Source organism: Streptomyces sp. NBC_00212 (assembly GCF_045206365.1).
Lineage (GTDB): Bacteria > Actinomycetota > Actinomycetes > Streptomycetales > Streptomycetaceae > Streptomyces.
In genome coordinates this window covers 5,219,990-5,232,046 of sequence record NZ_CP108115.1, presented here as the reverse complement: position 1 = coordinate 5,232,046, position 12,057 = coordinate 5,219,990, and the positions used below count along the sequence as shown (strand labels likewise).

Annotated in this window: 10 protein-coding genes; 2 read left to right on the top strand and 8 right to left on the bottom strand. The window is 72.6% G+C overall.

Annotated elements, in window-relative coordinates; genetic code table 11:
- Positions 1 to 134: 134 nt before the first annotated feature.
- The 4 genes from OHA17_RS24015 to OHA17_RS24000 form a co-directional block, all read right to left on the bottom strand.
- A complete protein-coding gene (locus tag OHA17_RS24015) occupies positions 135 to 938 on the bottom strand; it encodes a polysaccharide deacetylase family protein (protein ID WP_406508320.1) in 804 nt (267 codons plus the stop codon).
- Positions 935 to 2,188, bottom strand: a complete 1,254-nt coding sequence (locus OHA17_RS24010) for a glycosyltransferase (protein ID WP_406510793.1) — start codon at positions 2,186 to 2,188, stop codon at positions 935 to 937. Before OHA17_RS24010 ends, OHA17_RS24015 begins: the two co-directional genes overlap by 4 nt.
- Before the next feature lie 134 nt (positions 2,189 to 2,322).
- Positions 2,323 to 3,393 (bottom strand): GNAT family N-acetyltransferase, encoded by a 1,071-nt coding sequence (locus OHA17_RS24005; protein ID WP_406508319.1) that lies wholly within the window; start codon positions 3,391 to 3,393, stop codon positions 2,323 to 2,325.
- Positions 3,394 to 3,655: 262 nt separating this feature from the next.
- A complete protein-coding gene (locus OHA17_RS24000) occupies positions 3,656 to 4,822 on the bottom strand; it encodes an RNA-guided endonuclease InsQ/TnpB family protein (protein WP_406508318.1) in 1,167 nt (388 codons plus the stop codon).
- A 346-nt stretch (positions 4,823 to 5,168) separates the two neighbouring features.
- Between OHA17_RS24000 and OHA17_RS23995 the strand changes: the two genes are divergently transcribed.
- Positions 5,169 to 5,468: a hypothetical protein gene (locus tag OHA17_RS23995; RefSeq protein ID WP_386135065.1), complete on the top strand. Its 300-nt coding sequence runs from the start codon at positions 5,169 to 5,171 to the stop codon at positions 5,466 to 5,468.
- 141 nt (positions 5,469 to 5,609) lie between these two features.
- Here OHA17_RS23995 and OHA17_RS23990 read toward each other — a convergent pair whose 3' ends face one another.
- Positions 5,610 to 5,834, bottom strand: coding sequence for a hypothetical protein (locus OHA17_RS23990; RefSeq protein ID WP_406508317.1), 225 nt, complete (start codon positions 5,832 to 5,834; stop codon positions 5,610 to 5,612).
- Positions 5,835 to 5,994: 160 nt separating this feature from the next.
- Between OHA17_RS23990 and OHA17_RS23985 the strand changes: the two genes are divergently transcribed.
- Positions 5,995 to 7,818, top strand: a complete 1,824-nt coding sequence (locus tag OHA17_RS23985; RefSeq protein ID WP_406508316.1) for an FGLLP motif-containing membrane protein — start codon at positions 5,995 to 5,997, stop codon at positions 7,816 to 7,818.
- A 12-nt stretch (positions 7,819 to 7,830) separates the two neighbouring features.
- Here the strand turns inward: OHA17_RS23985 and hutI are convergent, their stop codons facing one another.
- The 3 genes from hutI to OHA17_RS23970 form a co-directional block, all read right to left on the bottom strand.
- Entirely contained in the window at positions 7,831 to 8,997 is a 1,167-nt protein-coding gene (hutI, locus tag OHA17_RS23980; protein ID WP_406508315.1) for an imidazolonepropionase, read from the bottom strand.
- A gap of 371 nt (positions 8,998 to 9,368) precedes the next feature.
- Positions 9,369 to 10,706, bottom strand: coding sequence for a formimidoylglutamate deiminase (locus OHA17_RS23975; RefSeq protein WP_406508314.1), 1,338 nt, complete (start codon positions 10,704 to 10,706; stop codon positions 9,369 to 9,371).
- Positions 10,697 to 11,887, bottom strand: a complete 1,191-nt coding sequence (locus OHA17_RS23970; protein WP_406508313.1) for an allantoate amidohydrolase — start codon at positions 11,885 to 11,887, stop codon at positions 10,697 to 10,699. Before OHA17_RS23970 ends, OHA17_RS23975 begins: the two co-directional genes overlap by 10 nt.
- Positions 11,888 to 12,057: the final 170 nt, after the last annotated feature.

Genomic DNA, 12,057 nt, shown 5'->3' with positions numbered 1-12,057 from the left:
GACTCCCCCCACAGATGTGGTCACGGCCGTCACGCCGCTGTCCCCTGGCTGTTCTCCTGGCTGTCCCCTTGAGCGAAGTATAGGAACACTCTTCGCGTTTGTGTGGCTACACCGCAGACCGCCCCCCACTCCCGTCACCCCGCGAAAACGGGCCCCTTCACGAGGGCCCTGGTCCGCCGGTAGAGCCGCCAACCGGCCGTCCGCGGCGAGTCGTTGTACGGGGCGACCCGTGCCCCCTCCCCGCGCATCCACGCCTCGACGTCGGCGACGGTGTGGGTGCGGCGCAGGATGAGCCGGGCGATGCGGTACGTCTCGTCGCGCTCCGAGCTGAGCGCGTGCCGCACCGCGACGGCGCTCTCGTACCCCGCCGCGCGCGCCGCCCGGCGCACGGCGCGGCTGTTGTAGCCGTGCGGGTAGGCGAGGTGGTCGATCCGGTGGCCGAGGGCGTCTTCCAACTCTGTTTTGGATTCGGTGAGTTCGAGCCGGAGGGCCCGCGCCGTGAGGGTGTCGAGCTGGGGGTGCGAGACGGTGTGCCCGCCGATCTCAAGACCGTACTCCTCCAGGAGTTTCGCCTGGTCGAGCGTCATCATCGGCGCGGGCGGCAGCAGGCTCTGCCGGCCGGGCGTGATCGCGCCGGTGGTGAGGTACGCGGTGGCGGGCATGCCGCGCTCGGCGAGCGCCTCGGCGGTGCGGCCCGGCAGGTCGGCGAAGCCGTCGTCGAAGGTGAGCGCGACGGGCCTCGGCGGCAGCGGGGCCCGCCCGGCGAGGTGCGCGGCGAGCGTGCTCATGGTCACCGGCGTACGCCCGCTGTCGCGGATCGCGTCGAGCTGGGCCTCGAACTCCCTTGGCGCGACGGTGAATTCGGCGATCCAGCCGGGCGGGTCGTCCATCACCGCGTGGTACAGGAGCACCGGGATGCGGGGCGCGTCGGTGCTCATCGGGCCGCCTCCCAGGGCAGTCGGTGGCCGCGCACCCGGCGGCGGGCGCGGAGGTAGCCGAGCGGCCCGTACAGCATGCCCCGGCGCTCCAGGCGGGACAGCGAGCGCGGCCACGGGTAGCTCTGCGAGCCGTGCTCGCCCGGCACGGACTGCTCGCCCGCGTCGCGATGGGCGCTGATGGCCAGCGCGTGCGCGAGGCCACGCGGCACCCGGGCGAGCAGCGCGGGCAGCAGGGCCGGGCGGCGCACGATGATCGCGGTGAGGTAGGCGGTGAGCCCGGCGCCGTATCCGTACGCCTGGTTCTCCAGGTCCTGCCAAGTCTCGCGGTGGTGGTGCCACACCAGCGCCTCGGGCGTGTAGCTGAGCCGGTGGCCCGCGACGACGACCCGGGCGAAGGCGTACAGGTCGTCGCCGCCCCTGGCCGGGGTTCCGGTGCCGGTCGCCGGGTCGAAGCCGCCGACCGCGCGGATGGCGCCCGCCCGGAAGGCCATGTTGGCGCCGGAGCCGAACCGGCCCGCCGTGAAGGGGAACAGCGGCTCGTCGGCCGGGGGCCTGCGCGGGTCGAAGTGGCGCGGCGCGAAGCCCTTGGTGAAGCCGCCGTGGCTCTCCAGGAGGATCTGCGCGGGGGTGGTGAGGCGGGCGGGCAGGATCAGACCGGTGACGCAGCCGAGCCGGGGGTCGTCCGCGAAGGGCGCGGCCAGCGAGGACAGCCAGCGCCGGTCGGCGATCACGTCGTCGTCGGTGAACGCGAGGATCTCGCCGTGCGCGGCCGCGACGCCCCGGTTGTGGGCGGCGGCGAGCCCCGGCACGGGTTCGACGACGTAGCGCACGCCGAGCGCGGCGTAACTCCGCTCGACGAGCTCGCGGGTCTGGTCGGTGGCCGGATTGTTGTCGACGACGAGGATCTCGTAGTCGGGGTGGTCCTGGCCGAGCAACGAGTCGAGCGCGCGGGCGAGTTGGCCGGCCCGCTCCCTCGTGGCGACGACGACACTGGCGCGCGGCAGCCGGGGCGCGGGCGCTGGCCGCTCCTCGGGCACGAACCCGGTGAGCTGCTTGCGGGCCGCCGTCGCGAGCACCTCGGCCGCGTCGTCGCCCTCCCTGACCTGCCCGAGCACCGTCCCGACCGGCCGCCCCCGCAGCCTGACCAGGACGTACACCTCGCCGGGCCCGACCGGCGGCCCGCCCGGCGCGGGCGTGAGCGACAGCACGTCGCCGTCCAGGCCGTCGAGATCCAGCTCCCCCACGCTGATCCCCTGCCCGATGCCCTGCGGTCTCACGAGGCTCTGGGCCTCCGGCCCCTGCGATGCGTGCGATGACCTGTCCGACACTGTGCTTCCCCCCGTGCTCCGGGTCTTCTGATGTGCTCAGCTCCCCTCGCGGGGCGCTACTTTCCGGCGCCGCGCAACCGCCCGGCCCGCTTGAGGCTGCGCTGCGCGAACTCGGCGAGCCTCGGCCGCTTCCGTACGAATCCGTGCGCCCGGCGGGACGGCTCGCGCCCGATCCAGTGCAGCACCGCGCCCGCGCCGGGCCGGGTGGACGCCCCCTCGTACACCGGTATCTCGCCGGTCTTCAGCGCGTCCTTGTACTCGGCGGCCCCCCGCCCGAGGTCGAGCATCCCGATGCCCTCGGCCGCGGCCGCCTCGGCCATCCGCAGATGGAGCACCAGGCCCGGCGAGAACTTGGCGAACTCCGGGTCGTACGCCGGGAACCAGCAGGCCAGGACGGTGCGCGAGCGCAGCCCGAAGTGGGCGGCGACCGGCTTGTCCCCCGCGTACAGCACGGAGAGCACCCCCGAGCAGCCGGGCGCGCGGGTGTGGGCGAGCTGCTGCACCAGGGTGTTGATCCACTCCTGCGCGAACCGGTCGCGCCGCCCGGTGCGGCGGTACTGCGCGGACTTCCACTCCATGAGCCGGGCCAGCGCCGCCGGGTCCCGCTCGTCGAAGACGAACCGCACCTCCCCCGCCTGTCGGCCAAGGCGGCGCTCCTTGGCGGCGGTGGTCTTGAAGAACTTCGGCGACTGCCGGCGCAGGATCGTTTCGTACGCCTCGTAACCGGCCCCCACGTCGATGACGAAGGAGGCGTACTCGGCGGCCGCGTCCGGCGCGAACAGCGACTGACCGGACTCCAGGTTGTCGAACTCCCAGGAGGACAGACCGCACGCCCGCATCAACTCGTCGCGCTCCAGGCCGAGTTCGGGCCGGGCGACCATCCCCTGACAGTCCGAGACGCCGAACCCGATGGCCCGTCCCTGCCCCAACTTCCCCTTCTCATAAGGGAAGAAGGCGGATGGCTCTCCACCCTCGTACACCACGGCGACCCGCGCCGAGGACCGCACTCGCCCCACGGCCAGAGTGAACTCCGGCTCCATGAAAGGATTCTCCGGCGTCTGCGACTTGGCCCGCAGCTCGCGCCAGACCTCCAGTTCCCCGGCGCTCAGATCGCCGGGCCTCGCCACTCGTATCCGTCCCCGTGCGCCCTCGGCGCCGCCGCTCCCGCGCAGACTGCTCAACTTTCGACCCCCCGGTCTCACCCTGAGCCACGCTGAACCTGGACGGTACCGGTCGATTTTCCCCGAGGGTAGGTACCTTCCCTCATTTTGTAACCATACGGTCACCTTCTCGGCCGTGAACGGCCGAGCTTGTGGAGCTCAGCGATTCACGCCTTGTCGCGCTCCCGACTGCCCCCCACGACGGGACGGTCACGGGTCGCATCTCGCCTCAGGCCGAGGTGGGCCCTGGAGCGACGGGCATGGTGACGAACGCCCACGCCGAGCGTGCGCGATCGCGCACGTTGACCCCGGCGACGAGGTCGGCAGGGCCAGCGAGCCCGCACCGACGACAACGGAAATGGCCCCGGCCGGGCCGGTTGGCCCGCTCGGTGTGCCCACAGCGCGGGCAGCGGTGCGAGGTGTAAGCCGGATCCACCTCAAGGAACGGCACCCCAGCCCGGCAGGCCTTGTAGACGAGGTGCTGTCCCAACTGGTGGAAAGGCCAGGAAGAGAGCGTGCCGCGCTGGTCACGGCGTAGCCGTACCCGGTCCCGGATCCCGCCGAGTTCCTCGACGGCTATCCCGCGCCCGGTGCGTTGCGCGACCGACACGATCTCCTTGCTGATCACATGGTTCAGGTGGGTGGCATGACGGTGCTCCTTCTTGGCGCTGCGGGCCAGCCGTCGGGTCGCCGAGCGGGTCTTCTTGGCCTGGAGTTCGGCGCGTTTGCGGGCCTGCCAACGCCGGTATCGGGACAGACGCCGTCCCTGGTAGTTGGTGTTGTCGCTGGTGGTGGCGAGATTGACGATGCCGCGGTCCACTCCGATCCAGTCGGCCGGCTCGAACACCTCGGGGGCGGGTATCTCACAGGTCGCGGTCAGGAACCATTTCCCGTCCCGGAAGATCAGGTCACTTTCACCCTTGCGGTACGCGACCAGGGTCTTGAGCTGGTCGGGCGAGGCGGCGAAACCCAGGTTCTTCAGACGGCCGTGGACAGTCCAGATCGAGACGGTGCGGGCGTCCATCTGCCAGGACAGGCAGCGGTCGTCGAAGGGCTGGGCCGCCCGCGGCCGGAAGGCGATCGGGGAACCGGTGGCCTTCCGGTACCTCTTCGAGTCCGCCGGGCCGAGATGGCCCGCCTTCACGTTCGCGCGCAGGGTCGCGTAGGCGTCCACGACCTTCTTCACCACCCGCACTGCGGGCTGCGCGGACAGTGCGTACCGGGCCTTCAGGTCCGTGTAAACGGCCTTTTGCAGATCGTTGCGGCTGGTCACACCCGTCTCGTACGCAACCCTCGAAGCCTGGTTGGCGGCGCGGTTGCAGGCACGCAACGTCGCGTCAAGTGCCGCCGCCTGCACGGGCGTCGGCAGCAGCTTCACCTGCACCACCAGCTTCATGACCCAGACGGTAGTGCGACCATGCGACACACATGCCAGTCGTCCGGCCCTTCCAACACAATTGGTGACCAGTAGCACACATGTACGCATTGCCCGGCTTCGAGGGCAAGAAGCGGGCGCTCTGCGCTCACAGAAGAAGACCGGCGCAGCGACACCCCGCGTCGCGGGCATGGGATGCGATTCCTCCCCGGCGTGAATGCCAAGGCGCCCTCGCTGGAACCGGGTGAAGGTTGGTACGCCGTCGTCGTTTTGACCCCGTCCTGGCCGTGCCTACGTCCGGGGCGGACGGGCCCGGACGTACGGGTGGGGCGTTCGGCGTGAGCTAATGCACGGTATGAGCTACTTCATGACCGACCTGTCGGGCACCTCCGTCGACGAGCCCGACGAGGCGACGATGCGCACGATCCTCGACGGCCTGGCCGACGCCGACGACGAGCACCCCGACGTCTCCCTGACCCACGAGAACGGCTGGTCCCTGAGCGCCTTCCCGAGCGGCGAGCTGCTCTGGCTCCTCTGGGAGAACCTGGACGACCCGGACGCGCCCCCGCGCCAGCTGTCCGGCGTGTCCAAGGACGAGGTGCTTCGGCTCTTCGGGCTGCTCGCGACGGGCGACACGGCGGAGATCGAGCGGCTGGCCAGTTCTTGATCGCCTGTGCTTGAGGGCCGGTGCTTGGGGGCCGGTGTCTGAGGGGCGGCGCCTGAGGGGCGCGCAGCGCATATCCGTCGGGCAATCTCGCTCCTATGCGCCGCCCGCGCGCCGGAACCTTCTCCTCGGGGTCGTGGCGTCCTAGGACTCGTAACCGGGAGGCGGAACGGTCCGGGGAGGGCCGTGCGGATCCGAGGGGGCGCAGCCGATGGAGAAGAGGCTGTGGAAACGGAGTTCATGCGTGGCGGTGTGCGCGGCGGCAGTGCTGCCGGCCATCGCCGGGGTGCCGGGTCCGGCGGCGCCCGAACGCATGGTGACCACGGCGGCGACGGCCGCCGCGGTCGGCTCCGCACCCGCGGGATCCACGCCGGGGCCCGGCCCTTCCACGCCACTGGCCGGGCCCACATCTCCTACGCCGACGCACGCCGGAAACCCGAAGCCGTCGGCCACCACCCCGCGGCCACGGCCGTCCGCGAACCCCGTGTTCGAGGTGTACCCGACGGCCAGCCAGAAGGGGCCCCTCCACGTGAACGGGAGCGGCTTCGACTGCGCGGGAAACGGCGACGGGTTCGCCGGGCCACTCACCCTGACCAGCGACCTCTTCCCGCCGGTCAAGGGGTGGACCGACGCGTCGGGTGTCTTCACGTACCGGTACGTCGTGCCGGCGAACGCGGCGCCGGGGACGCACACGGTCGTCGCGACCTGCGCCTCGCGCCCCTCGGTGAGCCGGAGCGGAATCTTCGGGGTGCTCGCGCCGGAGCCTCCTCCGCCACCACCTCCGCCACCGCCCGCGGTCTCGCTCGACCCGGGATCCGGCGCACCCGGCAGCACCGTGCACGTCCTCGGTACGGGCTTCCAGTGCGGTGCGGCGGCCCGCGTCCTGTGGGACGCGACGGCCGTCGCGTCCGGGGCCGTGTCGAGGGCGGACTGGACGCTCAGGGCCTCCTTCGCGGTGCCGGCGGGGGCCGCGGCGGGCCCGCACAACGTGACCGTGACCTGCCAGGGGCTGCCCGTCGCCAGTACGGGGGGCCACACCACGCCCGGGGAGCAGCTCACGGCCTCGGCGCCGTTCACGGTGACCGCGGTGGCGGTCACCCCGCCCGTGTCGCCAACACCGCCCACGCCCACACCCACACCGAACGGTACGGGCTCGCAGACCCCGTCCCCCGGCCACGACAAGGTCTCCGGCCAGCAGACGGACCCGAGCCCCAGCCCGACCCCGCGCACGACACCGGACAACCCCGGCACGAAGCCCGGATCGCCGGACCCGACCTCCTCGCACAAGGACTCGGGCGTCGTCCCCGGCCCTTCCCCGTCCTCCACACCCCCGCCGAAGGCCGGGGGCGGCCACGGTCACGGAATCGGGCTCGTCGGAAGTCTGCGTACGCCCGCCGAAGTGTCCTGGGCGCTCAAGGACCTGGCGGGTTCGGCGGGTCTTGCCGCCTGGTTCCTGCTGATGGTGCTGCTCCTGGAGAAGGCGTTCCCCTCGCAGCTCGCCGACAACGCACTGACCCGCTGGTGGCGCAGGCGGCAGCACAGCGGTCCCGCCCGGGTGCCCGGCTGGCTGCGGATGGGCGGCTACGCGCTCGGTGGCGGGGCACTCGTCGTGTGGGCCGACGCCACCACCCATTGGAGCGCGCAGACCGCCGTCAAGGTGATCGGGGCGGCGGCCGGAATGCTGCTCATTCTCATGACGTACGAGAAGACGAAAGACTCCCTGATGCGGCCGGGCCGGGGCGGGGTTCCGGCCGAACTCCGGGTGGTTCCGGCCGGGTTGGCGCTTGCCGTGGTGATGGCGGGTCTTTCGAGGTGGCTGGAGTCCCCCGTGCCGTACGTCTATGGGCTCGTCGCGGTGTACCTGGTACTCGGCGCTCCGCCGCGCGTCCCCGGCGGCGTGCCGAAGGGGCAGGCCGTGCTGGTCGGCGGGATCTGCACGCTGGCGGCCTCGCTGCTGGTCTGGACGCTGGGCACGCCCCTGGTCGAGGCGGGGCGCGACGCCGATCCCGGGAGCATGCCGTACGTGCTGGCGTACACGGTCGGCCTGGCCGTGGTGGGCGGGGTCGAGGTCGTGGTGTTCGGGATGCTGCCGCTGTCCGGCATGGACGGGCGGGTGCTCAAGGAGTGGAACAAGCCCGCCTGGTACGCGCTGTATCTGGTCGCGCTGACCTTCTTCTTCCACGTGCTGCTCAGCCAGGTGCACCCGGGCGCGGGCGCGCACCTGCTGGTCTCGAAGGACCTGCGCTGGCTGACGGTGGCCATCGCGACGGGCCTGTTCGTCCTGGCCGGGGCGTTCTCGCTGGGCCTGCGGCGCTGGGTGGCCCGCCTGGAGCGGCGGGCCACGGCAGCGTGAACGGTTGGCCGGTCAGACCCTGCGGCCCGCCCGCCAGACCTCGCTCACCAGCGGGACGCCGGGCCGGTAGGCGAGGTGGACGTGCGAGGGCGCGTCCAGGAACGCCAGGTCGGCGCGGGCGCCCGGGGTGAGGCGGCCGATGTCGGTGCGGCGCAGCGCGGCGGCGCCGCCCGCGGTGGCGGACCAGATCGCCTCGTCCGGGGTCATCTTCATGTCCCGTACGGCGAGCGCGATGCAGAACGGCATCGAGGACGTGAAGGACGACCCGGGGTTGCAGTCGGTGGACAGCGCGACGGTCGCGCCCGCGTCCAACAGCCGCCTGGCGTCCGGCCATTGGGCCCGGGTGGAGAACTCGGCGCCGGGCAGCAGGGTCGCGACCGTCGCGCTGTTGGCGAGGGCGTCGACGTCCGCGTCGGTGAGGTGGGTGCAGTGGTCGGCGGAGGCCGCGCCCAGCTCCACGGCGAGCTGGACGCCGGGCCCGTAGGTGAGCTGGTTGGCGTGGACCCGCGCGAGCAGCCCCTTGGCCTGGCCCGCGGTGAGGATGGCACGCGCCTGATCCCCGTCGAAGGCGCCCTTCTCGCAGAACACGTCGACCCAACGGGCGTACGGGGCGCAGGCGTCGAGCATCTCGCCGGTGACCAGGGCGACGTATCCGGCCGGGTCGTCGGCGTACTCCGGGGCCACGATGTGCGCGCCGAGGTAGGTGACCTCGTCGGTGTGCTCGGCGGCAATGCGCAGCGCGCGGGCCTCGTCCTGGACGGTGAGCCCGTACCCGGACTTGGTCTCCAGCGTGGTGGTGCCCTGCCGCAGCGCCTCGGCGAGGTACCGGGCGACGTTGTCCCCCAGCTCCTCGTCGCTCGCGGCGCGGGTGGCGGCGACGGTGGTCCGGATGCCGCCGGCAGCGTACGCCTGGCCGGACATGCGGGCGTTGAACTCCGCGGTTCTGTCGCCGGCGAAGACGAGGTGGGAGTGCGAGTCGACGAAGCCGGGGATCACGGCTCGGCCGTGGGCGTCGTGGGCGGTGTCGGTGGGCGGGGCGTCCGCTGCCGGGCCCACCCAGGCGATCTTGTCGTCTTCGACGACGAGGGCGGCGTTCTGGATGAGGCCGAGGGGGCCGGTTTCCCTGGCGGGGTCGTTGGTGACGAGGGTGGTGATGTTGTGTACGAGGGTGCTGCTCATGGTGTCCTTTCTTCGTTCCCCACCCCGCCCCTCCCCGAGACCCTCCGGAGGTGGGGAAGGGGCGGGAAGCCGGCTTCCTGGGGCTCCGCCCCAGACCCCATTCGCGCCTGAAGGGCGCTCGTCCTCAAACGCCGGACGGGCTGAAGATGCCAGTACCGGCCGCCACCAGCCCTGCTAGGGGCGCGGGGAACTGCGCGACCAGCCACGCACGGTCCGCAGATAACCGACCACCTTCTTAGCCCCTCCGGCGTTTGAGGAGCGGGGTCTGGGGCGGAGCCCCAGGAAACCCGGCTTCCCCCTTCCCCACCCCCGGAGGCCACGCGGCGGAGCCGCAGAGTGTTACAGCGGGAAGGGGCGGGGTGGGGGAACTTCTACGATCTCAGCGTCGCGATCGCCGCCGTCAGTTCCGACGCCACGTCGGGTATCAGGGCGTGGGACCCGTCCCGCACCACCTGACGGCCGCCCACCACCACATGCCGGACGTCGGCCGACGACGCCGCGAACACCGCCGTCTCGGCAGCCAGCCGAGGGACTGGACCCGCCGTCCGGACCGAGTCGAGCGCGATCGTGGTGAGGTCCGCGAGAGCGCCCACCTCGATCCGGCCCGCGTCGCCCCAGCCGAGCGCCGCCTGGCCGTCGGCGGTCGCGGCCCGCAGCAGCGCCGCCGCCGTCCAGTGCCCCCGCGTCCGCGTACGAAGGCGCTCGTCGAGTTCCATCGCCCGCGCCTCCTCCAGGATGTCGATCACGGCATGGCTGTCGCTGCCGAGGGAGAGCGGGGACCCGGCCCGCTGGAGGGCGAGCGCGGGACCGATGCCGTCCGCGAGGTCGCGCTCGGTGGTGGGGCACATGCAGGTGCCCGTACCGGTGGAGCCGAGCAGCGAGATGTCCCCGTCCGTCAGGTGCGTGTTGTGGACGCCCGTCGTGCGCGGCCCCAGCACCCCGTGCTCGGCGAGCAGCTGAGTGGGCGTCAGACCGTACGCGTCCAGGCAGGCGTCGTTCTCCGCCGTCTGCTCGGACAGGTGCACGTGCAGCGGAGCCCGCCGCGCCTCGGCCCACTGGGCGACCGTGCCCAACTCCCTTGCGGGGACGGCCCGTACGGAGTGGATGGCCGCGCCGATCCTGGCGTGCTCGCGGTCCTTGAGGGCCGAGCAGCGTGCCGCCCAGGCCTCGGCCGTGCCGTCCGAGAAGCGGAGCTGGTGCCGGTCGGGGGCGGCGCCGAAGCCGGAGGAGAGGTAGGCCGTGTCGAGCAGGGTGATGCGGATGCCCGCCTCGGCGGCCGCGGCGATCAGCGCCTCGCCCATCGCGTTGGGGTCGGCGTAAGGGGTGCCGCCCGGCGCGTGGTGGACGTAGTGGAACTCGCCGACCGCGGTGATCCCCGCCAGCGCCATCTCCGCGTACACGGCGCGGGCGAGGGCGTGGTACGTGTCCGGGGTGAGCCGGGACGCGACCTCGTACATGATCTCGCGCCAGGTCCAGAAGGTCCCGGAGCCGACCTGCACGGTGGAGCGCAGGGCGCGGTGGAAGGCGTGCGAGTGGGCGTTGGCGAGACCGGGGACGGTGAACCCGCGCAGCACCACGGCGCCGGGCGGCGGCGCATCGACTCCCTTGCGGACAGCGGCGATTCGGCCGTCGTCGGCGACCTCCACGGCCACGCCCGGCTCGGCCTCGGGGTCGAGCCAGGCGTGTTCCAGCCAGTACGTCACCTGCACGCCAGGCCCTCCAGTACATCGGCGAGTGCGAGCACCCCGGCGACGCAGTCGTCCTCGCCGGCGAACTCGGCCGGGGAGTGCGAGACGCCGGTGGGGTTGCGTACGAACAGCATGGCGGTCGGGATCGAGCCGGACAGGATTCCGGCGTCGTGTCCCGCCCCGGTCCCCAGGACCGGGGTGTGGCCGCCGAGGATCTTGGCGATCTCGTCCCGCAGCGCGTGCTCGAACTCCACGACGGGCGTGAAGGACTCGCGTACGACGCTGAGGTCCACGCCGTCCCGCTCGGCCCGCTCCTTGGCGGCCTGCTCGATCGCGGCGACGACCGTGTCCAGGGTGGACTGGTCGGCGGCGCGCGAGTCCAGCCAGCCGCGCACCAGGGAGGGGATGGCGTTGACGCCGTTGGGCTCGCAGGAGATCTTGCCGAACGTCGCGACGGCACCCGCGAGTTCCGCCTCGCGGCGGGCGGCGAGGACGGTCTCGGCGTACGTCAGCATCGGGTCGCGCCGGTCGACCAGGCGGGTGGTGCCGGCGTGGTTGGCCTCCCCCGCGAAGTCGAACCGCCAGCGGCCGTGCGGCCAGATCGCCGAGGCGATGCCGACGGCGTCCCCGCTGAGGTCGAGCGCCCGCCCCTGCTCCACGTGCAGCTCCACGAACGCGCCGATGCGGGCGAGGCGTTCGGGGTCCGGGCCGATGGTGTCCGGGTCGTACCCGGCGCGCTCCATGGCCTGCGGAAGGCTCACGCCGTCCGCGTCACGCAGGCGGTGCGCGGCGTCGACGGTGAGCTGTCCCGCGGCGAGCCGTGACCCGACACAGGCAAGCCCGAACCTCGCGCCCTCCTCGTCACCGAAGTTGGTGATGGCGAGGGGCTTGGTGAACCGGGCTCCCCTGCGCCGGAGTTCATCCAGGGCGGCGAAGGACGACACGACGCCGAGGGGGCCGTCGAAGGCGCCGCCGTCGGGTACGGAGTCGAGGTGCGACCCGGTGACGACGGCGTCCCCGGCCGCCGGGTCCCCGGCCCAGGCCCACTGGTTGCCGTTGCGGTCCAGCTCGTAGGTGAGCCCCCGGGACTCCGCCTGGGCCTGGAACCAGGCGCGGCAGTCGGCGTCGGCCTCGGTCCAGGCGTGGCGGCGGTACCCGCGGGTTCCGCTGTCGCGGCCGATGGGTGCGAGCGTGGCCCACATCTCCTGGAAGGAGGCGGATTCCCCACCCCGCCCCTTCCCGAGACCCTCCGGGGGTGAGGAGTCCGGGTGCGACCCGGCGGACACGGGGCTCCGCCCCGGACCCCGCTCCTCAAACGCCGGAGAGGCTGACTTTGCGGGTCGGTCGCCCGCGGACCGTACGTCGTTGCTCG